Source organism: Streptomyces sp. NPDC051105 (genome assembly GCF_040682795.1).
In the GTDB taxonomy this organism is placed as follows: Bacteria; Actinomycetota; Actinomycetes; order Streptomycetales; family Streptomycetaceae; genus Streptomyces.
Genome location: NZ_JBFBBR010000006.1, coordinates 23,140 through 45,754 on the forward strand (window position 1 = coordinate 23,140; position 22,615 = coordinate 45,754).

The 22,615-nt window shown below is 70.1% G+C and carries 19 protein-coding genes, 5 tRNA genes and 3 pseudogenes; 13 read left to right on the top strand and 14 right to left on the bottom strand.

The genetic code is table 11. From position 1 onward, the window contains the following. Positions 1-201 precede the first annotated feature (201 nt). Both AB0N16_RS16390 and AB0N16_RS16395 read right to left on the bottom strand, forming a co-directional pair. Entirely contained in the window at positions 202-1,296 is a 1,095-nt protein-coding gene (locus tag AB0N16_RS16390; protein WP_365797187.1) for a PP2C family protein-serine/threonine phosphatase, read from the bottom strand. Positions 1,297-1,492: 196 nt separating this feature from the next. Further along, positions 1,493-1,566, bottom strand: a tRNA-Met gene (locus AB0N16_RS16395). 250 nt (positions 1,567-1,816) lie between these two features. Between AB0N16_RS16395 and AB0N16_RS16400 the strand changes: the two genes are divergently transcribed. Then, complete coding sequence (locus AB0N16_RS16400; protein ID WP_365797189.1) at positions 1,817-2,062, top strand: SUKH-3 domain-containing protein; 246 nt, start codon at positions 1,817-1,819, stop codon at positions 2,060-2,062. Positions 2,063-2,213: 151 nt separating this feature from the next. On the opposite strand, the gene AB0N16_RS16405 is transcribed toward AB0N16_RS16400, so the two are convergent. After that, positions 2,214-3,344, bottom strand: a complete 1,131-nt coding sequence (locus AB0N16_RS16405; RefSeq protein WP_365797191.1) for a dihydrofolate reductase family protein — start codon at positions 3,342-3,344, stop codon at positions 2,214-2,216. A gap of 69 nt (positions 3,345-3,413) precedes the next feature. Here AB0N16_RS16405 and AB0N16_RS16410 point away from each other — a divergent pair, with 69 nt between their 5' ends. Together AB0N16_RS16410 and ribA are read left to right on the top strand one after the other, a co-directional pair. Beyond that, positions 3,414-3,941 (top strand): MarR family transcriptional regulator, encoded by a 528-nt coding sequence (locus AB0N16_RS16410; protein WP_365797193.1) that lies wholly within the window; start codon positions 3,414-3,416, stop codon positions 3,939-3,941. Positions 3,942-4,089: 148 nt separating this feature from the next. Beyond that, positions 4,090-4,731: a GTP cyclohydrolase II gene (gene ribA / locus AB0N16_RS16415; protein ID WP_365797195.1), complete on the top strand. Its 642-nt coding sequence runs from the start codon at positions 4,090-4,092 to the stop codon at positions 4,729-4,731. Positions 4,732-4,741: 10 nt separating this feature from the next. Here the strand turns inward: ribA and AB0N16_RS16420 are convergent. Then, positions 4,742-4,878: pseudogene (locus tag AB0N16_RS16420) on the bottom strand (NAD-dependent epimerase/dehydratase family protein); the annotation flags it as partial. A 372-nt stretch (positions 4,879-5,250) separates the two neighbouring features. Between AB0N16_RS16420 and AB0N16_RS16425 the strand changes: the two are divergent. Next, a pseudogene (locus AB0N16_RS16425) lies at positions 5,251-5,394 on the top strand (LysM domain-containing protein); the annotation flags it as partial. Between the two features lie 36 nt (positions 5,395-5,430). After that, positions 5,431-5,685 (top strand): annotated as a pseudogene (locus AB0N16_RS16430) (peptidoglycan-binding protein); the annotation flags it as partial. Here AB0N16_RS16430 and AB0N16_RS16435 read toward each other — a convergent pair. Next, positions 5,686-6,858 (bottom strand): hypothetical protein, encoded by a 1,173-nt coding sequence (locus AB0N16_RS16435; RefSeq protein WP_365797197.1) that lies wholly within the window; start codon positions 6,856-6,858, stop codon positions 5,686-5,688. It lies immediately after the preceding pseudogene. Positions 6,859-7,281: 423 nt separating this feature from the next. Between AB0N16_RS16435 and AB0N16_RS16440 the strand changes: the two genes are divergently transcribed. Continuing rightward, a complete protein-coding gene (locus AB0N16_RS16440) occupies positions 7,282-7,953 on the top strand; it encodes a diguanylate cyclase (RefSeq protein WP_365797199.1) in 672 nt (223 codons plus the stop codon). Between the two features lie 145 nt (positions 7,954-8,098). On the opposite strand, the gene AB0N16_RS16445 is transcribed toward AB0N16_RS16440, so the two are convergent. The 3 genes from AB0N16_RS16445 to AB0N16_RS16455 all read right to left on the bottom strand — a co-directional run bounded on the left by AB0N16_RS16445 (position 8,099) and on the right by AB0N16_RS16455 (position 9,300). Further along, a complete protein-coding gene (locus AB0N16_RS16445) occupies positions 8,099-8,425 on the bottom strand; it encodes a plasmid stabilization protein (RefSeq protein WP_365797201.1) in 327 nt (108 codons plus the stop codon). Positions 8,426-8,483: 58 nt separating this feature from the next. Beyond that, complete coding sequence (locus AB0N16_RS16450; RefSeq protein ID WP_365797203.1) at positions 8,484-8,627, bottom strand: hypothetical protein; 144 nt, start codon at positions 8,625-8,627, stop codon at positions 8,484-8,486. A gap of 139 nt (positions 8,628-8,766) precedes the next feature. After that, a complete protein-coding gene (locus AB0N16_RS16455; protein WP_365797205.1) occupies positions 8,767-9,300 on the bottom strand; it encodes a hypothetical protein in 534 nt (177 codons plus the stop codon). Positions 9,301-9,533: 233 nt separating this feature from the next. Between AB0N16_RS16455 and AB0N16_RS16460 the strand changes: the two genes are divergently transcribed. From AB0N16_RS16460 to AB0N16_RS16470, 3 genes are all read left to right on the top strand, one after another. Beyond that, positions 9,534-11,069 (top strand): FAD-dependent oxidoreductase, encoded by a 1,536-nt coding sequence (locus AB0N16_RS16460; RefSeq protein ID WP_365797207.1) that lies wholly within the window; start codon positions 9,534-9,536, stop codon positions 11,067-11,069. A gap of 104 nt (positions 11,070-11,173) precedes the next feature. Then, the gene (locus AB0N16_RS16465) at positions 11,174-11,776 is read left to right on the top strand and encodes a flavodoxin family protein (protein ID WP_365797209.1); all 603 of its coding nucleotides are present in this window, start codon (positions 11,174-11,176) and stop codon (positions 11,774-11,776) included. A gap of 149 nt (positions 11,777-11,925) precedes the next feature. Further along, the gene (locus AB0N16_RS16470; RefSeq protein ID WP_365797861.1) at positions 11,926-12,294 is read left to right on the top strand and encodes a methyltransferase; all 369 of its coding nucleotides are present in this window, start codon (positions 11,926-11,928) and stop codon (positions 12,292-12,294) included. A gap of 159 nt (positions 12,295-12,453) precedes the next feature. Here AB0N16_RS16470 and AB0N16_RS16475 read toward each other — a convergent pair. The 6 genes from AB0N16_RS16475 to AB0N16_RS16500 all read right to left on the bottom strand — a co-directional run bounded on the left by AB0N16_RS16475 (position 12,454) and on the right by AB0N16_RS16500 (position 20,418). After that, positions 12,454-12,526, bottom strand: a tRNA-Lys gene (locus tag AB0N16_RS16475). 98 nt (positions 12,527-12,624) lie between these two features. Beyond that, complete coding sequence (locus tag AB0N16_RS16480) at positions 12,625-14,139, bottom strand: amino acid permease (protein ID WP_365797211.1); 1,515 nt, start codon at positions 14,137-14,139, stop codon at positions 12,625-12,627. Between the two features lie 81 nt (positions 14,140-14,220). Then, complete coding sequence (locus tag AB0N16_RS16485) at positions 14,221-16,344, bottom strand: VCBS repeat-containing protein (RefSeq protein ID WP_365797213.1); 2,124 nt, start codon at positions 16,342-16,344, stop codon at positions 14,221-14,223. Between the two features lie 177 nt (positions 16,345-16,521). Then, on the bottom strand, positions 16,522-18,711 hold the full coding sequence (locus AB0N16_RS16490; protein ID WP_365797215.1) for a DEAD/DEAH box helicase: 2,190 nt from the start codon (positions 18,709-18,711) through the stop codon (positions 16,522-16,524). A gap of 689 nt (positions 18,712-19,400) precedes the next feature. Next, a complete protein-coding gene (locus AB0N16_RS16495; RefSeq protein ID WP_365797217.1) occupies positions 19,401-19,958 on the bottom strand; it encodes a hypothetical protein in 558 nt (185 codons plus the stop codon). A gap of 106 nt (positions 19,959-20,064) precedes the next feature. Beyond that, entirely contained in the window at positions 20,065-20,418 is a 354-nt protein-coding gene (locus AB0N16_RS16500; RefSeq protein ID WP_365797219.1) for a metallopeptidase family protein, read from the bottom strand. A 105-nt stretch (positions 20,419-20,523) separates the two neighbouring features. Here AB0N16_RS16500 and AB0N16_RS16505 point away from each other — a divergent pair, with 105 nt between their 5' ends. The 4 genes from AB0N16_RS16505 to AB0N16_RS16520 all read left to right on the top strand — a co-directional run bounded on the left by AB0N16_RS16505 (position 20,524) and on the right by AB0N16_RS16520 (position 22,419). Continuing rightward, positions 20,524-22,056, top strand: a complete 1,533-nt coding sequence (locus AB0N16_RS16505; RefSeq protein ID WP_365797221.1) for a metallophosphoesterase — start codon at positions 20,524-20,526, stop codon at positions 22,054-22,056. An 80-nt stretch (positions 22,057-22,136) separates the two neighbouring features. After that, positions 22,137-22,209: transfer RNA gene (locus tag AB0N16_RS16510), tRNA-Glu, on the top strand. A gap of 37 nt (positions 22,210-22,246) precedes the next feature. Next, positions 22,247-22,321 (top strand) — tRNA-Asp (locus tag AB0N16_RS16515). Between the two features lie 24 nt (positions 22,322-22,345). Continuing rightward, a tRNA-Phe gene (locus tag AB0N16_RS16520) sits at positions 22,346-22,419 on the top strand. Positions 22,420-22,615: the final 196 nt, after the last annotated feature.

Genomic DNA, 22,615 nt, shown 5'->3' on the forward strand with positions numbered 1-22,615 from the left:
GATTCCAAGCTGTTCGCCTTGATCATTAAGCTTTCAAAGCATGGACTTACCTGCCAGGAACGGTCAAAAGCGGTCGACTTGCCCCTGGGCCCTGTTCGGCTCAGGAGTCACACGCGTTTTGATGGTGACTCAGCTGTCATGCGGAGGGCGGTCGTCCGCGCACCGAGGGTGACCATCCGCGGAGCGGCCGCGTGATCGCGCTCAGGGCCGTCGAACGGCGAGCAGCGCCATGTCGTCCGTCATGCCGCCGCCGGTGTGCCGGCGCACCTCGGCCGCGAGCCGGGCCAGCAGCGCGCCGGGGGCGGTGACGACACGGCCGGCCAGCCGCCGCTCGGGGTCGTAGAACCGGCCGTGCGCGTCCCGCGCCTCGGAGAGGCCGTCGGTGTGCAGCAGCAGCGTGGCCCCGCTCGGGAACACGTGCTCGGCGGCCCGGTCCGGCCAGGCCCCCAACTCGCCCATCCCGAGCGGCAGCGCGGCCTCGGGCACCCGTACCGCATACACCTTGCCGTCGCCGTGCAGCAGCAGAGGCGGCGGATGGCCGCGGTTGACGACCCGGACCGTGCCGTCACCGTGCGGGAGTTCGGCGAGTACGGCGGTGGTGAACCCCTCGAACGCGTCGAGGCCGCCGCGCCGGACGCCCTCGCGGGCCAGCGCCCGCTCCAGCCGCCCCGCCACCGCCTCCAGGGTGGCCTCCTGCTCGGCGGCCTCCCGGAACGCGCCGATGACCACGGCGACGGCGGCGACCGCGCCCATGCCCTTGCCGCGGACGTCGCCGACGACCAGCCGGACGCCGTACGGGGTGTCCTGGACGGCGTACAGGTCGCCGCCGATGAAGGTGCCCTCCTGGGCCGCCTCGTAGCGGGCCGCGATCTCGAAGCCGCCGATCCGCTCGGCGGGCTCGGGCAGGACCGCCCGCTGAGCTGCCTCGGCGATCTCGCGGGCGGAGGCCAGGCGCTGGTCACCGAGGCGCACGACCCGGTTGATGCCGGCGGCCAGGGCGGCGACGGTGACCACGGTGAGGACCTCGGTGACCGTGTCGATGTCCGGACCGAAGCCGAAGCGGACGTGCACGGCGTAGGCGGCGAGGAAGGACGCGAGGCCGGTCAGGACGGTGGTGCGCAGCGAGGAGAGGGGCGCGGCGATCAGCGGGGCGACCGTGAAGAACGGGACGGCCGTGAAGGCCTGCGGAGTGAGGACGTCGTAGCAGACGCCGGCGACGATCAGCAGGGCGGGCAGGAAGCGGGCCAGGGTGCGGACGGCTGCGGACCCGTCCTCCTGCGCCTCTCCAGGGCCCACGGTACGGCTCCCCATATGTCCCAGGTGTCCAATGCGTGTCCGTCCAGGTTTGCGGTTGCGAGCGACCGGCGGCGAGTGGTGTGGGCCGGGTGGATGAGCGCGGACGGATGTGATCAGGGACACGTGCCGGTACAGGACCCGGTATACGACTCAGGGCCGGAATCCGCGTTCTTGGATTCCGGCCCTGAGTCTTCAGTAGCGGGGACAGGATTTGAACCTGCGACCTCTGGGTTATGAGCCCAGCGAGCTACCGAGCTGCTCCACCCCGCGTCGTTGACACCAGCATACGCCATCCGAAGAGTGCGAGTCACACGGGTAAGAGAGGCCTGTAGGTTCCGGGTCCGCGTTAGCAGTGTCGGTCGATCTCCAGCAGTCGGCTGGCAATCTTCCGGGTCGCGTTAGGCGGCGCCCGTGGTCGGTGGTGGTCAGTCCCAGAAACTCCTCGGTCATCCGGCCTCTCGGTCCTGGGCGGTTTCCTACGGTCAGGGTGAGCCGTTCACGGTGTCCGAGGTGCGAGGCCGTGACCAACTTCGACCCTGACAACCTGATCGGTGAGGAAGACCGCTTCGCCGACTGGAGTCACACCATCGGGCGCGCCATCTTCCCCCTCGGTGAACTCGATGAGGGCAGATTTTTCCTCGGCATCGACGAGAACAGCGAGATCTACCTGGTCGAGACCTGGCTGGCTACGTTCGGCGATGCCCAGGACGCGCTGGAGAAGCTCATCCTGGGCATCGCCCCGGAGCGGATCGAGACTGCCGACTGAACAGCCCCAGCCGGACCGGGCTCCACTCCGACGATGCTTCCCGGCGGGCCACGCGATTGCTAAGGATCAGCCGATCGACACACTGCTAACGCGACGCGGAATCCGCAGTCTCAGCAGGACCTCCTGCCAACGAAGCGGCCGACCTACAAGGTCAGCCCAGCAGGTGCGCGTTGGGGGTCTTCGCCAGGTCCTCGTAGGCGCCCAGCACCAGCACCGCCACCCCCGCCTCCCGCAGCATCCCCGTCCCGTCGGCCGCCTCGACGAAGGTGTCCGGCTCGCGCCACGCCGTCACCACCCGCCGCACCCCGGCCCGGAGGATCAGCTCGGCGCAGGGGTGCGGCCGGGAGGCGCGGTGGGTGCAGGGTTCGAGGCTGGTGTAGACGGTGGCCGTGGCCAGCCGGGGGTCGGCCGGAGGGATCTTGGCCAGGGCCGCCTCCTCCGCGTGCACGACGGGGTCGCCGGCCTCCCGGGAGTGGCCGCGGGCCAGTTCCGTGCCGTCGGCCGCGACCACGACCGCGCCGACGCTGAACGCGGTCCGGGAGGGCGGGCAGTCCGCCGCCAACTCGCAGGCGAGCCGCAGCCAGTGCCGGTCCGCGGCGGACGCCACCGCACCCGCGCCGGGCGCGGTGGGCTCGTACCGCATCAGGACGACGTCCTCGATACGGCGGCTCTCCAGGAGCCGCAGCCGTCCGGCCTGGTACCCGCCCGGCCCGAACAGGCGCGGTGCCTTCGGGTCGCCGACGAAGAGCGGGGCCAGGACCAGCTGGAGTTCGTCGGCCAGGCCCTGCTGGAGGAGCTGGGTGTGGACGGTGCCGCCGCCCTCGACCATCAGCCGGCCTACCGCCCGCGCCCCGTGCAGGTCCGTCAGCAGCGCGGGCCAGTCGAGGTCGGCGCCCAGGGAGACGACGTCCGCGGCGATACCGAGGCCGCGGATCCGCGCCGCGCCCGCCTCCGTCGTGTACACGACCTTCTCGCCGCCGGTGTGCCAGAACTTCGCGTCCGGGTCGAGGTCACCGGTCGCGGTGACCGTGACCTTGAGCGGGTACTCGGGCCTGCCCGCGGCGACCCGGGCCGCGCGCCGCCCGGGGTCGTTGACCAGGAGCCGCGGGTTGTCCGCGCGGATGGTGCCGGCGCCGATCAGGATCGCGTCGACGGAGGCCCGTACCTCGTCGACGCGGTCGAAGTCGGCCGGGGACGAGAGCAGCAGCCGTTCCGGGCCGGTGTCGTCGAGGTAGCCGTCGAGGGAGACGGCGGCGGACAGCAGGACGTAGGGGTACGGCATCGGACGTGCTCACTCCCGAGGGCGACGGGCAGGCTTGGTTAAACTTTGAAACAAACCTACACTGGTTGCATGACGACTCGCTGGCTGACGCCGAAGGAGCAGAGCGCCTGGCGCGCCTACGTCTCGGCGACGCACCTCCTGGACGACGCGATGGACCGGCAGCTCCAGCAGGACGCCGGCATGCCGCATCTGTACTACGGCATCCTCGTGAGTCTCTCCGAGGCACCGGAGCACAAGCTGCGCATGACCGACCTCGCCGAGAAGTCGAAGATCACCCGGAGCCGGCTGACGTACGCGGTGACCCGGCTGGAGAAGGACGGGCTGATCCGGCGCGAGGACTGCCAGTGGGACAGGCGCAGCAGTTTCGCGCTGCTGACCGACGAGGGCCTCGCCGTGCTGGAGCGCGCCGCGCCGGGACATGTGGAGACGGTACGGGCGGCGGTGTTCGACCATCTCTCCGCCGAGCAGGTGACCCAGCTGGAGGAGATCAGCTCGGTGATCGCGCGGGCGCTGGAGGGTGACGCGACGACCCCGCGGCCGACCTCCGACGAGGTTCCCTGGCGGCGCCGGTCGTCGCCCTGTTCCGGTCCCTCGTAGGACCTCGGCCCGCCACGAGACCTCGTGGATATTCCCGCACAATCCTGTTGCTTCAAATTTAAAACATGGATAGGGTTCCAGCCGTGGATCTGCTTCAAATCTGAAGCAGAGGCCGCTGCCGTCCTCCACCCGGACACAGGAGAACCCGATGCCAGACTTCCCCGCCGCCACTCAGCGCGCCCGCGTCCGGGTTCCGCTGCGCTTCACCGACGGCTACAGCGTCAACGCCGAACTCGTCACCTTCCATGGCCTCACCGACGGCCAGGAACATGTGGCCGTCGTCCTCGGGGACCCCACCCCCGGCACGCTCCCGCTGGTCCGGCTGCACTCCGAGTGCCTGACCGGCGACGTCTTCGGCTCGGCCCGCTGCGACTGCGGACCCCAGCTGCGCGAGGCCGTCGAGCGCATCGCGGAACGCGGTGGCATCCTGCTCTACCTGCGCCAGGAGGGACGCGGCATCGGCCTCTACAACAAGCTCGACGCCTACGCTCTCCAGGACCAGGGCCTCGACACCTACGAGGCGAACGCCGCCCTCGGCCTCCCCGAGGACGGCCGCGACTACACCGCCGCCGCCCAGATGCTGACCGCTCTCGGCATCACCGAGCTGGACCTGCTCTCCAACAACCCCGACAAGGCCGAGCAGTTGCGCGGCCTCGGCGTCACCGTCCGCGACCGCGTCCCGACCGGTGTCTTCCGCACCGCGCACAACGTCCGCTACCTGCGCGCGAAGGTCCTGCACACCCAGCACACGCTCCCGCTTGGCGAGCTGACGGAACTCAACGCGGGCTGAGAAACCGGACCTCGTCCGGTCCCCGGCCGCCGATGACGTCGACGCGGTGGACTTCGAGTGCGGCACGGCCTCGTGCCCGGCGGCGGTCAGGTTCTTGACGACCTGTGATCCGATCAGCCCGGTACCGCCGATGACCGCGATCTTCATGGCATGCCTGTCGCAGGGGTTGTCCATCGAAATACGGCATCTGAAGGGATACGGGGGCGGGGCAGGAAACGGTCCCCCGCGTCGGCCGCGGAGAGGCGGTGCCGGAGGCAGACGAAGGGGGGCGTCCTCACGAGGATGCCCCCTTGGTGTCAGCACCCTTTACGGGATTTCCGGGAGCCAAGTCCAGTCGCCAGGGACCGTGCTCAGGGCAACCAGAAAAACGCGATCGTCCAGGGCAACCAGAGAAAACTGTGCAGACAACTGCGGCCACCACCCTGGCGTCAGACCCCGCCAAGCAGTTGATGCATAAATAGCTGAAGGCCAAATGACTCTGCATTTGCGCACCTTCAGGGGCCTATTAGAATGGGCCATATGAGTGAGACAGCCACGAAATACTACACGGTCAAGAAGGGCGACAACCTGAACAAGATTGCCGCCATGTACGGTCTGACGCTGAACCAAATCCTGGCGTGGAATCCGGAGATCACCAATCCGAACGTGATTCAGATTGGGCAGCGGGTCCGCGTCTCCGCACCGGAGACGTCCGGCGAGTACCAGCCGTTCCCGGGTGCAGACTTCTTCGCGCCGGACACGGCCAGCCCGATCATCGAGGCCATGGGCCAACGCCTCATCGAGGAGAACTGCTCGGCCTACCCAGGCGGCCCCGACTATCAGTGGAGCGACGCCGACCGGGCCTCCTACGTCAAGTGGCAGCACAAGCTGGGATTCTCGGGCAAGGACGCGGACGGCATTCCGGGCAGGAATTCCTGGGACAGGCTCCACGTACCCGCCGTTTGGACCGACTGATCACCCTTCGGCCTCCTCGTCGGCTGAGCGGGACCTTGCCGATCCGGCACGGGGCGCAGGCCCTGCTGCGGGGATGACGGTTGTGCGGCCGGCGGCGGCCGGAGGATCCAGGGGACCACGGACCGACTCCAGGACCTTTTGGCCCTGCCGGTCGACCCATTTGGTGAAGAGTTCCTGGGAGTATCCGAAGATAACGGCCCAGGCAATGATCTGGGCCGAGGAATCCAGCGCGGTGAGCCCGGGCACGAAGCCGCCGCGCATGAGGAGAAGACCGAGCACGGCGGTGAGGGCACCCGCGGGGATCTTCAAGGCCGCGAGGGCGACCGGCACCGGATAGCTGGTCGACGTACCCCTGATCTTCCGCAGCGCTGACGCCGCCGCGACTCCGGCGGCGACCAGACCGACGATCTCCACCACGAGGTAGTCGCCCCATGACGTGACGGCGGCGAAGTTCTGGTCGAGTTCGGTGGAGTCGAGAGAGCCCTGACTGCCCGTGGGACAGACGATCACATAAGGAACCTTCGAATCCGTGGCGGGCTCAGCACTCTGCCGTGAGGGGTTGAAGCACAACGGAACGGAGTCCGGGAAGAAAGCGGTCAGCACTGCCACCGCCGCCGCCAGGACGAACAGAAAGGCGGCCACCCCACAGACGATGCGCACGAAACTGCCCGCACGGAGCTTCTCACGCAAGGTCAGGCTGTACGCGACGTCCACGGCTTCCAGGACGACGACCAGATCCGTCTCGTCGACGGTTCGCCGGCGGCCGTACTTCTCCATCACGACTTCCGTGGCGACCCTGCGTGGGTCGTCGCGGGCCAGGTGCTCTCTGACCACGGCGAGGAGTCCCGGAAGATAGGGAGCCACCTCGTCGGGGGACGAGAGGAACGACTTCAACCAGAGCAGGCGTGCGGTGTTCAAGTGAACCTGTGCCGTGGTGACATGAGACCCGAACGGCGCCCGGCGGTGCTCGTCGAAGGTCAGGGTCTTCTCCGCGCAGTCGATCTCCTCGTCGGCCGCACCCAGCATCGCCTGGCCGTCCGGCCTGCCGGAAGCCTGCACCGCGCGCCGACGCTCGCTGACCAAGGCCCGGAGTTTGCAGACCGTGGCACGGGCGTCCTCACCGAGTTCCCAGGAGCGCCGCTCGCGGTACCACTCCGGATATCGCCCCGGCACCCTTCCGCGAATCCACCGACCAAGACCCATGGGCCCATGGTCCGCATCCAGCCACCTGCCGACGGCGATTGCCCCGAACGGTGGTGCGTCGCCCTGGTTACCGGAGGGCAGAACTGATGCGTGCTCAGCCCGGCAGCCCAACCTGCTCTTCCCCCACGCTGTGCAGGCCATGTGGATCAAGCACTGCCACACCCACCGCCATCCGCCCCTGCTCGACGAGCTGCGCCGGGCTGTGCTCCTCGCAGGAGAGGAATATCCGAAGCCCGCCATCGTGCCTCCTGAACCGCGTCCGTCTGGGGGAGTTGCCGAGTAACCGGCGGCTGCCGAGTTGTGCGTGGTGTCGCCGCCAGGAGGATGGGTACCGAGGACGAGGGCCTTCGCGGGCACGAAGGTCCAGGCCACAGCGAAGTCACGGAGGTGTCCATGGCGCTGCGCGCACTGCCCCGGAAGACCCTGCAAAACGTGCGGACCTGGCGGGACTGGCGCCGCGGCGAGGATCTGCGGATCCCGGCCGACTCGACTGCGGTCGAGGACGCGAGCCGCCGCTTCCTGCTCTTCGGCGCCCTCCCGCTGTGGGTGGTGCCGGGCCTCGCCGACTGGTGGATGCACCGGCGGACCCGGATCGAGCACACCAGCGGAACGAAGGAGTCCGCGGTCCATGCCCTGATGATGACCGAGGCCGGAATCCCCGTCCTCGTGGGCCTGCTGGCCCGGGTCAACCCGCTGGTGCTCAGCGTGATGGGCGGCGCCGCGCTCGCCCACGGCGCGACGGCCTTGTACGACGTGTCGCTGGCCGTCAAGGAGCGGGAGGTCCGCCCGATCGAGCAGCACATCCACAGCTTCCTGGAGGTGCTGCCGCTCACCGCGCTGGCCTTCACCGCCTGTCTGCACGCCGACCAGGTCCGCAAGACCCTGCGGGGCGGCCCGGACCCGCAGGACTGGCGGCTGCTGCCCAAGGAGCACCCGCTGCCCGCCGCGTACCTCGCGGGGCTCGCCGCGATCATCGCGGGCGGTGTCGCCCTGCCGTACGCCGAGGAACTGCGGCGCTGCCTGCGGACCGCGTCCGCCTCGCGCGAAGTCCCGGCCCTCGGCTGATCGAGCGCCGCGGCCTGCCCGCACGGGCAGTCAGGACACGATCCGGGTGGTCGCACAGGAGTGACCTCCGGGATGGTCGGCGTCCCAGAGGTCGCCGCAGGGCTGCGCGATCCGCTCCACCTCGGGCCGCACCCGCCTCACCCCCTCAACGGCCGAGAGCGTTCTGCAACTGCTGCTTGGTCATCGAGGAACGGCCGTCGATGTTGCGCTTCCTGGCCTCCTCGTACAGCTGGTCCTTGGTCGGTCCCTGCGCACCGCTGTGCGAGCGCTGCCCGCCGCGCTGGGACGCGGACTTGCGGTCACCGGTCGAGGACTTGCTCGCGCTCTTCGACTCGCCCGACCTCGCCCGTTCCTTGTTGACCGTCCGCGAGGCGATCTCCTTGGCCCGCCCGGCGGACTCGCCCCGGTCCTGGGCGCTCTTCTTGATGTGCTCGTACTGTCGTTCCCGCTTGGAACTCGATCCGGCAGGCATCTCGTTTCCTCCTCGTTCGTCTCTCGGATGGTCACGATGGTCACGCGGTCCCGGCGGCTCAGGAGTGATCGGGCTGCTGGTGCGGCGGCACTCCGCCGCCCTCTCCGCCGCCCTTGTTCCCCTTGTCCGTGCCAGGGCGTGAGCCCTCGCCCGTCTCCCCGATCTGGCGGGCCTTGAGCTCGCCGCTGTCCTGCGGTGTCACGCCACCCCCCTTACGGCTGCGCCGCTGCTGGGGCCGCTGAGGGTTGCAATGCTTGATCCTTTCCCTCTTCTCTTGGGATGAGGTCGACATTTCGAGTTCCCTGAAGATGTCGTCCAACCCGTCGGCTTCCCGCTCGGCGTCAACCGGTGAGCAGGACATCCCGGACCGCCCTGACGCGCAGCTCCTCCAGCGTGCCCATCTGGCGCTCGGCCCGTTCGATCAGTACGTCGAGTTCCCGCTCGTCGATGCGGCCGTCCGCCTCGGCCAGGGCGCGCAGCGTGCGCCAGCCGAGTTCCTTGCCCTTCACCCCCAGCCGGAGGAACTCCAGCTCGATCACCAGGGTGAGCGGTGAACGCCTGTAGAGGCGCCCGTTGCTCTTGAGTCGCCCCAGCCGCTCGGCCACGCCGGACGCCGCGACCTTGTAACGGCGCTTGGGCACGCCCAGGCTCCCCATGATGCGCAGCAGGCTCGCACGGTCCTCGGCGATCTCGCCCGCGATGCGCCGCAACGGTTCCGCGAACGGCGGGTCGCGATGCGACCGGGCCGCGAACCCGGAGCGAGCGGCTCCGACCGTGGCACCTGCCAGATGGTCGTTGAGGTAGATCCCGAGCAGGTTCGTACGGACCCCACGGTTCTGGGTCCCCGGGCGGGTGCCCGGCATCGGCTTCGTCATGGCTCGTGCCCTCGCTTTCTCCGCCGCGTGGGGCGGCGTTGCACGAGTACCCGGACCGGGCGTGCCTGCTCCCGCCATGCTGGGCATCCTCGCCGGGTGTCTGCCCCGTATCGGTCTTCGGTCAGCTGCCGGGTACCGCGACGCAACCGCGCAACCGGCTCACCAGGCCCGGGGCCAGGCGCCCATTCGGACACCTGCGCGTGTCACTTCGGCGGAGAGGGAACTCGGCGGCAATGAACGCCCATGAAGGACTCCGGGGGTCGTACTGGATCGAGACCGCGCCGGGTGGTGAGCCCGCTCCTCCGCCGGCCGGGGACATCTCCGTCGATGTCGCGGTGGTCGGCGGCGGCATGGCGGGGCTCAGCACCGCCTGGGAGCTGTCCCGGCGCGGGCGGAAGGTGGCCGTGCTGGAGGCGGGCCGGATCGCCGGCGGGGTCACCGGGCACACGACGGCGAAGCTGACCGCGCTCCACACCCTGGTCTACGACCATCTGCGCCGCACCCGCGGCCGTGAGGGCGCGCGGCTGTACGCCGAGTCGCAGTCGGCGGCGATCCGCCGGGCCGCCGAGACCGTCGCCGACCTCGGCATCGACTGCGACTGGGAGGAAGCGGCGGCCTGCACCTACGCTGAGGACGCGGAGCATGTCGCGCAGCTCCGGGCGGAAGCCGAGGCGGCGCGCGAAGCGGGCCTGCCGGCCGAGTTCGTCACCGACACCGAGCTGCCCTTCCCGGTGGCCGGAGCGGTCCGGGTGACCGGGCAGGCCCAGTTCCATCCCGTGAAGTACCTGCACGCCCTGGCCGCAGATCTCCGCGACCGCGGCGGCACCGTCCACGAAGGGACCCGTGTCACCGGCCTCACCGAGGGCGAACCCTGCGTCCTGTCCACCGACCTCGGCATCAAGATACGGGCGCGCGAGGTCGTCGTCGCCACGCACTACCCCGTCTTCGACCGTGCGCTGCTCTTCACCCGACTCTCCCCACGCCGCGAACTGGTCGTCGCGGGGACCATGGACGCGAACGCGGCACCGCGCGACATGTACATCACCCCCGAGCAGAACACCCGGTCCGTGCGCAGCGCCCCCCACACCGACGGGCAGCGTCTGCTCGTCGTCACCGGCGAGCACTTCACCCCCGGCGCCGCCGACGTCGAGGAACGCCTCGCCCGGCTGGCCGCCTGGGCCGCCGACCACTTCCCGGGCCTGACGCTCACCCACCGCTGGGCCACCCAGGACAACGACTCCACCGACTCCGTGCCCCTCGTCGGCCCCCTCCACCCCGGCAGCCGCCACACCTACGTGGCCACCGGCTTCGGCGGGTGGGGCCTGAGCGGCGGCATCATGGCCGGCCGGCTGATCAGCGACCTCATCGAGGGCCGGAAAGTCGCGTGGGCGGGCTTGTACGATCCCCGCCGACTGGGCTCCGTGGTCCGCGAGGGCGGCTCGTTCCTCAAGCACCAGGCGCACGTGGCCAGGCACTTCGTCGGCGACCGGCTCCCACCCGTGACAGCCCCCGCACCCGAGGACCTCACCCCCGGAGACGGAGCCGTCATCCGGGTCGGTGGGCACCAGTGCGCCGTCCACCGGGACGACAGCGGCCAGCTGCACGCCGTCTCGGCCCGCTGCACCCACCTCGGCTGCCTCGTCGCCTTCAACCGTGCGGAACAGGCATGGGAATGCCCCTGCCACGGCTCCCGCTTCGCCCCGGACGGCAGCATCCTCCAGGGCCCGGCCGTGCGGCCGCTGGAGAAGCGCGAGGTCCAGTCGCCCTGAACGGGGGGGCTCCCTCGTTACGGCAGCTGTCCAGGGGTACCCGTGGGACATCACCGGCCCCGTCCGGCACTCCCGCATCCCCCCACCCCTGTGGAGCAGACCCCGTGAAAGCCCTCGTCATCAACTGCACGCTCAAAAAATCCCCCGAGCCCTCCAACACAGAAGAACTGGCCTCACAGGTCGCCGCCCGCCTGTCCAAACTCGGCGTGCGGACGGAGTTCGTGCGCGCCGTGGATCTGGCCATCGCGCCCGGGGTGGTCACGGACGCCGGCGACGGTGACCAGTGGCCGGGCGTGCACGAACGGCTCCTTGAATCGGAGATCCTGGTCGTCGCCTCGCCGACCTGGCTCGGCCGACCGTCCTCGGTGGCACAGCGCGTCCTGGAGCGCATGGACGCGATGATGTCCGAGACCGACGACGAGGGCCGGCCCGTCGCCTACAACCGGGTCGCGGGGGTGGTCGTCACCGGGAACGAGGACGGCGCCCACCACGTCATCAGCGAGATCTCCGGGGCACTCGCGGACATCGGCTACACGATCCCCGGCCAGGCGTGGACGTACTGGCACCTCGGCCCTGGCCCGGGCCCGGACTACCTGGACGACGAACGCGGCCGCGACTGGGCGCACAGCACCGGCCGTACGATGGCCGACAACCTCTGCGGAGTCGCCCAGGCGCTCGCCGAACGGCCGCTGAAGCCGTCCGGCTGACAGGGGGGAGTTCCACGATGACAGTCGAATCCCTCACCTCCGCTGCCCGGTTCCGCTGCTGGGCCCCGCCGGGGGTCTACCGTCCGCAGATCGACACCGGGCTGCTCGGCCGGGCGCTGCGCCGGTAGCGGATCACCAGCCGCACCGAGATCCTGGACCTCGACACCGGAAGCGGTGCACTCGCCGTGGAGGCCGCCCGGCTCGGTGCTCAGGTCACCGCGGTCATCTCCTGGCGGGCGCTCACGGCCACTTGGTGCAACGCCTTCCTGAACGGGCAGACGGTGCGCGTCCGCCACGGCGACCTCGCCTCCGCCGTCCCAGGCAGTCGCTTCGACCTCATGGTCACCAACCCGCCGTACGTGCCCGCCCCGCCCGGCGACGGTCCTGGGAGGGCGGGGCCGCTTTCGTGCGTCCGGGGGGGGCAGCCCAGGACGTCGATGGCCTTGAGGATCAGGGCGCGCGTGGACGCCCCGAAGGCCGGGCACATCGGCACACTCATCGTCCGAGCCCGCGCCTGACGGTCGCGTCACAGCCCCGGCCGAGCATGTCCGGCCGGGGCCTCTCTGTGTCCTGGCTGCCTGCACTTCGGTTGGGCTTCGGCTGAGCTAACGATCTTCAGGCCCTGGAAAACGGCTGAGGCCCCAGCCCGAAATCCCTCCGAGCTGGGGCCTCTTGCGTAGGCCGTGTGGGACTCGAACCCACAACCAATGGATTAAAAGTCCACTGCTCTGCCAATTGAGCTAACGGCCCAGGCGATGTTGCCTCCCCGAGCATAGCCGGACGCAGCCGTGTCGCCGATCGGGTATCGGGGTCGCGGCCGCGTCATGAGGCAGAAGTGGCCCGGAGCGTCAGAGATCGACCAGTTTGGCGGTGTCCTCGTGGCGTGCTCTGTCCGGGTGGAGGAACCAGTGCCGGGCCGAGACCTGCCACCAGATCGCGGCGAAGCCGAGGACCGCGAGAACGGCCACCGGGGCGTAGTTGAAGGACTTCCAGGTGACCGGGGAGACCTGCGGGAGCATGAAGAGGACGGTGATGACACCGACCCAGGCCACCGAGATCACGCCGATCACCCCCGACCAGCGGCCCAGATGCCACGGCCCGCGTTCGAACGCGGCGCCCTTCCTGACCCGCAGCAGGGTCGGGATCACGTACGCCACGTACAGCCCGATCACCGCGATCGACGTCACGGCGGCGTAGGCCGTGTAGTTGATCAGGTACGGGAGGCCCAGGGCGAGCGCGGAGAGGGCCGCGAGCCAGACCGCCGCAACGGGGGTGCGGGTGCGCGGGCTGACCGTGTGCCAGACCCGGGAGAAGGGAAGCGCGCCGTCGCGGGAGAACGCGTAGATCATGCGGCTGTTGGCCGTGACCGACGCCATTCCGCAGAAGAGCTGGGCGCCGATCACGACCAGGAGCAGCAGCTTGCCCGTGGTCGCGCCGAGCGCGTCCAGCAGGATCTGCGCCGGGGGCGCGCCCGTCGGGGAGCTCAGTTCCTTGTCGTACGACTGGATGGCGAAGGTGAAGCCGAGGAGCAGGACGAAGCCGGCTATCCAGGAGGTCCAGATCGAGCGGACGATGCCCTTCGGGCCCGCCGTCGACGCGTCGTGCGTCTCCTCCGTCATGTGCGCCGAGGCGTCGTAACCGGTGAAGGTGTACTGGGCCATCAGAAGGCCGAGCAGGACCACGTACGGGCCGCTGCTCCAGCCCGTCTCGTTGACGAACTTCGTGAAGACGAAGGACGCCGACTGGTGGTGGTCGGGCACGAAGGTCAGGGCGCCGACGATGACCGCGACACCGACGACGTGCCACCACACGCTCACGCTGTTGAGCAGCGCGACGATGCGGACGCCGAAGGTGTTCAGCAGGCCGTGCAGGAGCAGGATCACGGCGAAGAGCAGGATCGTGCGCCCCGGGGTCACCTTGAAGTCGAACTGCAGGTTCAGGTAGGCGCCCAGGAAGGACGCGGCGCCGAAGTCGATGCCCGCCGTCACCGCCACCTGGCCGAGCACGTTGAACCAGCCCGTGAACCACGCCCAGGCGGCCGCGCTGCGGGGCGGGGCCAGGCGGTGGGCCCAGAAGTAGAGGCCCGCCGAGGTGGGATAGGCGGAGCAGATCTCGGCCATGGAGAGGCCTACGAAGAGGGTCATCAGGCCCACGGCCACCCAGCCCCAGGTGATCACCGCGGGACCGCCGGTGATCATGCCGAAGAGGTAGAGGGTGAGGCAGCCGGAGAGGACCGAGATGATCGTGAAGGAGACCGCGTAGTTCGAGAAGGCCGACATACGGCGGGCCAGGACCTGGGTGTAGCCGAGCTGGGCCAGCCGCTCCTCGTCGGAGGTCGCTTTGCCTATGGCGTCATCTGTCATGCCCCCAGCGATTCCCCCGCCGGGGGCGTGACATGCGTCACAGCGTGGCTGAAAACACTCTGGAACCCACCGGAAACAGGCCTAGAAGAGGCCCTTGTATCCCTGCCAGCCCGTCCCGATCTTCACCCGGGCGGCGAACGACCCCTTGCCGGTACCGGTCTGCCGGTACAGATTGCCCGCGGTGTCCCGCATGACCAGGTCGTTCCTGCCGTCCCCGGTGATGTCCCCGGTTCCCACGACCGCGTTGTACGAGGCGTTCCAGTGTGCGGCGACCTTCACCCGCTCCTTCACCTGGCCCGCCCCGGTGCCGTCGTAGCGCCAGAGCGTCCCCGCCTTGTCGAGCGCCAGCACGTCCCCGAGGCCGTCGCCGTTCAGATCACCGGCGCCGACGATCTTCGTGTACGCCGACCAGGTACGGATCTTGACCCCGGCCTTCAGCTTGCCGGCGCCGTCGTTCGCGAACAGGTAGACGTCCCCGGTGGCGGCCTTCCGGGCCAGCAGGTCGGTACGGCCGTCGCCGGTGAGGTCACCGGCAGCGGTGAGGACGTTGTAGGCGTTCCAGCCGGTGCCGAGGGAGGTGTGCTTGTCGGACGGCTGGTACGAGCCGCCGCACTTGCCGGTGTACCGGCGCAGCTCCCCGTTCGGCATCCGTGTCAGCATCTCCGCGCACCGGTCGCCGTTCATGTCACCGAAGGGCACGGCGACCGTGCCGGCCGGCCAGCCGAAGGCCGCCCACTTTCCGCTGAACTTGCCGTTGCCCGTGGTGGAGTGCAGCGTGAGACCGCCGGAGGAGCTGAGGGTGGCCAGGTCGCCGTAGCTGTACCCGCTCTGGTCGTGGAAGCCCTGCGTGCCGCCGGTGTAGCCGAACTTCCCGCTCGTCGTGTAGGTCCCCGAGCCCTCGACGGCGGTGGCGGTCAGCGTCCAGGTCTTCGGACCGTTGAGCGGGTAGCCGCCCGTGTCGTTCGTGCCGTCCCAGTCGAGGTCGATCGACGTACCGCTGCCCTTGATGGTGCGGTCGGCGTGCCCGTGGCTGTCCTTCACGGTGAAGGTCCAGTTCGCGGGCTTGCTGAGCTGCCAGAGGCTGTCCCAGGTGGTGCTGCCCGAGACGCCTTCCCGGGCGTCCTCGTCCGAGTCGTCCACATCCGACTCGATCCCCGTCAGGGACTGCGTCGGCACACCGCTCGGCACGATCCGGATCACGTCGTCCGGGCCCACGTACGCGATGTCGCCGCCGAACTTGTCCACGGACCAGGTCAGCCGTCGCTGGTCGGCGGTGTTCCCGGCGGGCAGGTCCGCGATCGCGCGCGCCGCGGCCGCGGTCCCGGTGTGGAAGTCAGTCAGCATGAGCTTGCCGGCGGCCCGGTCGTGCCGGACGAGGTAGCCGTCGCCGACGAGCGCCGGGCCGGAGGGCACCTTGATGTTCTTCTTCGCCGTACGGTCGTACACGCCCGCGGCGCCCGTCGGACCGCAGTTCCAGTAGATCCAGCGGCCGACGACCTGGAGCTCCTTGACCGTGCACGGAGCGCCGGTGGAGACCGTCGCGACCGTCTTCTTCGCCTCCAGGCCGTATCCGGTGACGACGCCGTTGCCGGTGCCCGGTGTCCACAGCGTCGAACCCCACACGGAGGCGGCGGTGACGGACCGGGTGAGCCGGACGTCCTCGTAGCGGTACGGGTTCACCGCGTCGACGTACTGCTTGCCGGTGGAGGATGCCTGGTAGACGTAGTAGCGGCCGGTGGCGTCGACGAAACGGCCGCCGGTGACGGCCGGCTCGGGGCCGCCGTCCATCGTGTCGTCGGTCAGGTAGATCTGGGCCGTCTGCTTGCCGGTGCCGTCGTCCATGAAGTCGCCGACGTAGGTGTTGCCGAAGGTGCGCATCGGCACACAGCCCTGCGGGCCCGCGTCGCACGGCACCCGCTGGACATGGCTGCCGCCCGCGAGCGTGCCGGCGAATCCCCGGTCCGTCTTCTCCAGCACCGTGGAACCGTCGGCCGAGATCTTCCGGCCGATCACCCACTGGTAGCCGCTCGGCGTGTTCTCCACGGTGGTCAGGAAGCCACCCGCGTAGTCGATGCCCCAGACGCCGTCCGTCGTGATCGGCGTCGGGGTGGTGTCCGCGGCGGCGGTGCCCGCGGTGGTCAGCGAACCGGCGCCGAGGGCGGCCAGGCTGACAAGAGTGAGTGCGATCCGGGCATGCCGGCTCAAGGAACCCCCCAGGAAGTCAAAAAAGTCAAAGGATGTTAACAACCGGCACACAGATATCAATAGTGAATTGCCCGTGAACAGAAGGCGGTTGGCGGTGTCCGGTCCGTCCGGGAAGGGGAACGCGGAAGGGCCCGTACGACAGGTCGTCGTACGGGCCCTTCCTCAGGTCACTCGGTGTCAGCCGTTGCGCTTCCAGCGCGGCTTGTCGTCACGGCGGCCCAAGGAGCCGGTGCCGCGGTGGTCGTCACGGCGGCCGTAGGGGCGGTCATGGCCGCCGCTGCGGAAGCCCGGACGGTCGTCGCGGTGGTCGCGGTTGAAGGGACGGTCGCTGCCCCGGTGGCCGGACGGACGGTCGTCGCGGCGGAAGCCGCCACGGTCACCGCCGTCACGACGGTCGTCCCGGCGGAAACCACCCGACGGACGGTCATCGCGACGCTCGAAGGAACGGCCACCACGGTCACCGTCACGACGGTCGTCACGGCGGTCGTCGCGGCGGAAGCCACCGGACGGACGCTCGTCACGACGGTCGAAGGAACGGGCACCGCGGTCGTCGCGGCGGTCGTCGCGGCGGAAGCCGCCCGACGGACGGTCGTCGCGGCGGAAGCCGCCACGGTCCCCGCCGTCACGACGGTCGTCCCGGCGGAAACCACCCGACGGACGGTCATCGCGACGCTCGAACGAACGGCCACCACGGTCACCATCACGACGGTCGTCACGGCGGTCGTCGCGGCGGAAGCCACCGGACGGACGCTCGTCACGACGGTCACGGCGCTCGTAGTTGCCCCGCTCGTCGCGCTGCTGGCGCGGACGCTCGTACGAGGAGGACTCCTGACGGGCCGGCGCTTCGACGGCCGGCTGCTCCGCCACCTCGGCAGCGGCCTCGGCCACGGCAGCGGCCTCGGCCACCGCCGTCTCCGGGTCCTCGCCGCGCTCGCGGGCGGCACGGGCGACCAGACGGTCGGCCTCCTCGCGCAGCTCGGCCGCGCGGCGGGTGGCCCGCTCCAGTTCCTTGGTGAGCTGGGTGACCTCACGCTCGGCCTGCTGCGCCGCGTTGCCCGCGGACTCGGCCTGGACCTCGGTCATCGAACGGGCGCCGGTGATCTCGGCGACCTCGGGCTCGAAGGCCGTACCGGAGTTGATGATGTGACGGCCGGCGTCGACGCCCGCGTCCTCCATCAGCCGGAAGATCTGCCGGCGCTGGTGCGGCAGGGAGAGGGAGACGACGGTTCCGGTGCGGCCGGCGCGAGCGGTGCGGCCCGCGCGGTGCAGGTAGTCCTTGTGGTCGCCGGCCGGGTCCACGTTCAGGACCAGGTCGATGCCGTCGACATGGATGCCGCGGGCGGCGACGTCGGTGGCGACGAGCGCGTTGACGTACCCGTCCTTGAAGTCGGCCAGCGTCCGGGTGCGGGCGCCCTGGGTCATGCCGCCGTGCAGCGCGTCGGCCTTCACACCGGCGTCACGCAGCTGCTCGGCGATGCGGTCGGCGCCCAGCTGGGTGCGGACGAAGATGATCGTGCGGCCCTTGCGGGAGGCGATCGCGGCGGTGACCGGCGCCTTGTCCTTGGGCTTCACGATGAGGATGTGGTGGGACATCGTCGTGACGTTGCCCTGGGCGCTGTCGACCTCGTGGGTGACCGGGTCGGTCAGGTAGCGCTTGACCAGCGTGGAGATCTCGTTCTCCATCGTGGCCGAGAACAGCATGCGCTGGCCGCCGGCCGGGATCTGGTCGAGCAGCTCCGTGACCTCGGGCAGGAAGCCCAGGTCGGACATCTGGTCGGCCTCGTCGAGGACGGCGATCTGCACGTCTTCGAGGGAGCAGGCGCCGCGGTTGATGATGTCGCGGAGACGGCCCGGGGTGGCGACGAGGATGTCGACGCCGCGCTCCAGAGCGTAGATCTGGTTGCCCATGGACGTACCGCCGCAGACGACCTTCATCTTCAGGCCGAGGACGTCGCCGTACGGCTGGAGGGCGTCCGCGACCTGCATGGCCAGCTCACGGGTCGGGGTGAGGATGACGGCGCGGGGCCGCTTCTTCTCGGTACGTCCGCCGGCCAGCGTGGCCAGGGTGGGCAGACCGAAGGAGAGGGTCTTGCCGGAGCCGGTGCGGCCACGGCCGAGGATGTCCTTGCCGAGCAGGGCGTCCGGGATGGTCGCGGCCTGGATCGGGAAGGGGGAGGTCACACCGTTCTGCGCGAGCTTGCGCACGACGCCCTCGGGGAGACCGAGGTCGGCGAAGGTGACCTGAGGGGTGTCGATGGTGTCAGTGGTGTCGGTGGTGTCAGCGGTCTCCTCGGAGACCTGGGTCACCAGCTCGTTGTCCTCGTTGTTCTCGGACACGACGAACTGATCAGTACTGGACACGGACATGCGAATGCGAAACCTTCCGGAGTCTCTTCGGCACGCGCCCGTCAACTCCGTGATTCGCTCACGACCGCCTCAATGCGGTCCGCCACGGCAAGGGAGAGTACGCGCCACACGGCGCGCTCTGCGGTGGCGCCGGGCAAATGGGATCAAACGATCTACCACCATACGCACCCAACACCCCTCAAGGCAAACCACCCCCTAAAACCGCAGCTCACACCCCCCAACCCCCCCGACCACTCCCCCCGCCCACTCCCCCTGCTCCCTTCCTCCGGTCCCTTCCTCCGGTCCCTTCCTCCGGAACCGTCCTCCGGTCCCTCCCCCGGCCGCCCCCCCCTGTCTCTCCCTCCGGCCCCTTCCTCCGGTCACTCCCCCGGCCGCTCCCCTGTCTCTCCCTCCGGCCCCTTCCTCCGGTCACTCCCCCCAGCCGCTCCCCCCAGCCGCTTCTCCCCCAGCTCTCTCTCCGCCGCTCGATTCTTTGCCCGCCGCGACGGCGCTCGGCCCCCACGGCGCCATCCGGCGGTGCCGAGCCCACCGGCGCCACCCGGCGGTGCCGAGCCCACCGGCGCTCCCCGGCCGTGCCCAGCCCACCGGCACTCTCCGGCCGTGCCGACCCCACCGGCGCCCCTCGTGGCGAAGGTCAAGCCGTCGCCCGTCAGGGCGTACCCGCCGTTGCGCTGAAGGCCGACGGCGACCTACGCCGGCGTCCCCGCCTCCGGCGCCGGTTCCCGTTGCACCAGCTGCGGCCCCGTGTCCTCGTGCGCCGAGGAGGACGGCTCGGCGGACGGCGGGTCCGTGACCGGCGGTGGTGGTGTCGGCGAATCCGGCGGTGGCGTGGGGGAGGCCGCCGGCGGCGTGGGCGACGCCGGCGCCCCCGTCGGCCCGGCCGGCACCCCCGGCGCCACACTCTTCCCCGGCTTCACCGGCACCGTCGGCCCCGCACTCGCGCCCTTCGTCGGCTTGGCGGACGCCGACCCGGACTCCCCCGGCTTCGGCTTCCCCCCATGCCCCCGCTTCCCGTCGCCCACCGCACCGCCGTACCCCGCGCCGCCCTCACCGGACGCACCGGCCCCTCCGTCGGCCTCGTCACCGTCCCGGTGCCCGGCGGAGTGCGACGGCTTGGCCTTCCCCGCGTCGTCCCCGACGTTCACACAGCCGGCGGCGGCCGCGACGGCCATCACGGTGACGGCCAGACGGACGGGTACGTACAAGGGGCGCACGGCGGCCACCTCCGGGGCGAAGAAAGGAGTCAACCTCCCCAACTCCCGCCGCCCACAAGAGGACACGCAACCGAGGCGTCACCCGCACCGGGGGGCATCACCCGCGCCCGAGGGCGCACACGCCGGACCCGCCGCCCCGTCACCCGTACCCCAGCGCATGCAGCCGCGCGTCGTCGATGCCGAAGTGATGGGCGATCTCGTGCACGACGGTCACCTCGGTCTCCGCGACGACCTCCTCGCGCGACGTGCACATCCGCAGCGTCGGCCCGCGGTAGACGGTGATCCGGTCCGGCAGCACGCCCGCGTACCACTCCCCGCGATCGGTCAGCGGAGTCCCCTCGTACAGCCCGAGCAGCTCAGTGTCGGACGGGTCGTCGGGCTCGTCCTCGACGAACACCGCCACGTTGTCCATCAGCCGGGTCAGCTCCGGCGGTATCCGGTCGAGCGCCTCGGCGACCAGTTCCTCGAACTCCTCGCGCGTCATCTCCAGCACAGCCCCATTGTCCGGTACGGAACGCCCGTGCGAGAGTCGCGAGTCCCCGACAGACGGGCGGCCCACCGTCGCATACGCGCCCGCAATCCTGGGCATACGGCACCAATGGCCCGAGCCCCTGCCCGCCTGCCCGACCTGGAACTCGCCCCCGATGCACACGCCCCGCCCGTCTGGATCCGCGTCCTCGGCCTGATGACCGTCGTGTTCGTCGGTGCCTGGCTCGGCCTGCTGGTCGTCGGGAACGTCCGGGCCCAGGTCGGCCCGATGGACACGACGATGACCCTGCGCCCGTCCCTCCACGGCGGCACGAAGATCAACGTCTCCCCGCTGGGCGCCCTGTACCTGGACACCCACACCGCACCCGTCCGCCTGGACGTCAACGTCGACCAGCTCGACCCGGTCCGCTCCCAGTCGCTGGTCGACCACCCCGAGCGCCTCTCCGGCCTCCAGGACGAGGTCGCCCAGGACGTCGCGCACGGCACTCTCGACCTGGCCGTACGCTCCTGCGCGGCCGTCGTCTGCGGCGCCACCGCCCTCGGCCTGGCCGTCTACCGCCGCCCGCGCCGCGCCCTGACCGCCGGCGGCCTCGCCCTCGCCCTGCTGGCCGGCTCCGGCGTGACCGCGTACGCCACCTGGAACCCCGAGTCGGTCCTGGAACCGAGGTTCTCCGGCCTGCTCTCCTCCGCCCCCGCCCTGGTCGGCAACGCCCGCAGCATCGTCACCGAATTCGACGTCTACCAGAAGGAGTTGGCGCGACTGGTGACCAATGTGACGAAGCTGTACGACGCCACCTCCACGCTCCCCGCCTACACACCGGACCCGACCACCCTGCGTGTCCTGCACGTCTCCGACATCCATCTCAACCCGGCGAGCTGGAAGATCATCGCCTCGCTGGTGGAGCAGTACAAGGTGAACGTGATCGTCGACTCCGGCGACACCATGGACCACGGCACAGCGGCCGAGAACGGCTTCCTGGACCCGATCGCCGATCTGGGCGTGCCGTACGTCTGGGTCCGGGGCAACCACGACTCGGGCATCACCCAGCGCTACCTGTCCCGGATGAAGAACGTGCACGTCCTGGACGACGGCCACGCCGAGACGATCGCCGGGCTGCGCTTCGCCGGGATCGGCGATCCCCAGTTCACGCCCGACCGCTCGGCCGTGCCGGGCGGGGACACGGCAGAGGAACAGGCCGGGGATCGCCTGGCCACGGCCCTGCGGGAGCAGCGGGCGGCCGACACCCCGGCGGATGTGGCCATCGTCCATGAACCGACGGCCGCGCGGATGACGGACGGCGAGGTGCCCCTGGTCCTGGCGGGCCACCTCCATCACGAACAGACCGAGATCCTGCCGCACGGCACCCGCCTTCGGGTGGAGGGCTCCACGGGCGGCAGCGGCCTGCGCGCGGTCGAGGGCAAGTACCCGGACCCCATCGAGGCCTCGGTCCTCTACTTCGACCGCGACACCCGCCGACTCCAGGCCTGGGACGAGATCAGACTGGGCGGTCTGGGCGAGACGACGGCCGAGGTCAGCCGCCACCTCCCGAAAGACAACCAGCCGGGAGTCAGCCCCTCCCCCTCGGAGAGCCCGTCACCCCCAGGAGGCACACCGGGAACACCGTCGCCCTCGGGGTCGTAAACCGTTTTGGCGATACTCCCCGCCATCCCATATGCTTCTCACGTCCCCGACGCGCTGAGAAGCGCCCAGGCGGGCCGATAGCCCTCATCGTCTAGCGGCCTAGGACGCCGCCCTTTCAAGGCGGTAGCACGGGTTCGAATCCCGTTGGGGGCACGCAAGATCGTGTGCGACACTGTTGCACGCAAAGCTTGGTCCTGTGGAGCAGTTTGGAGTGCTCGCCACCCTGTCAAGGTGGAGGCCGCGGGTTCAAATCCCGTCAGGACCGCTGAGGTTTCACGTGAAACCTCGTGGCTGGGTAGCTCAGTTGGTACGAGCGATCGCCTGAAAAGCGATAGGTCGCCGGTTCGACCCCGGCCCCAGCCACAACAGACAGCCCCTCCGGAATCCCGGAGGGGCTGTTTTCATGCCCCGCGGCCTCACCGATCCGGTGCTCCGCCGACCGGCTCCGGCTTGATCAAGACCAGGGTGGAACATGGCGTTCCTTTGGGATCGGGCTGAGATCATGACGGCTGCATGCCAACGCTGAGCTGAACCACCCCGGGCCCCCGACCGGTCGTAT

What these genes read in the sequence shown, in the direction of transcription:
- AB0N16_RS16405 (WP_365797191.1), bottom strand. Translation starts at nt 3,344, where the DNA reads ATGCCGTACCCCTACGTCCTGCTGTCCGCCGCCGTCTCCCTCGACGGC.
- AB0N16_RS16410 (WP_365797193.1), top strand. Translation starts at nt 3,414, where the DNA reads ATGACGACTCGCTGGCTGACGCCGAAGGAGCAGAGCGCCTGGCGCGCC.
- ribA (WP_365797195.1), top strand. Translation starts at nt 4,090, where the DNA reads ATGCCAGACTTCCCCGCCGCCACTCAGCGCGCCCGCGTCCGGGTTCCG.
- AB0N16_RS16440 (WP_365797199.1), top strand. Translation starts at nt 7,282, where the DNA reads ATGGCGCTGCGCGCACTGCCCCGGAAGACCCTGCAAAACGTGCGGACC.
- AB0N16_RS16445 (WP_365797201.1), bottom strand. Translation starts at nt 8,425, where the DNA reads ATGCCTGCCGGATCGAGTTCCAAGCGGGAACGACAGTACGAGCACATC.
- AB0N16_RS16455 (WP_365797205.1), bottom strand. Translation starts at nt 9,300, where the DNA reads ATGACGAAGCCGATGCCGGGCACCCGCCCGGGGACCCAGAACCGTGGG.
- AB0N16_RS16460 (WP_365797207.1), top strand. Translation starts at nt 9,534, where the DNA reads ATGAACGCCCATGAAGGACTCCGGGGGTCGTACTGGATCGAGACCGCG.
- AB0N16_RS16480 (WP_365797211.1), bottom strand. Translation starts at nt 14,139, where the DNA reads ATGACAGATGACGCCATAGGCAAAGCGACCTCCGACGAGGAGCGGCTG.
- AB0N16_RS16490 (WP_365797215.1), bottom strand. Translation starts at nt 18,711, where the DNA reads ATGTCCGTGTCCAGTACTGATCAGTTCGTCGTGTCCGAGAACAACGAG.
- AB0N16_RS16505 (WP_365797221.1), top strand. Translation starts at nt 20,524, where the DNA reads ATGGCCCGAGCCCCTGCCCGCCTGCCCGACCTGGAACTCGCCCCCGAT.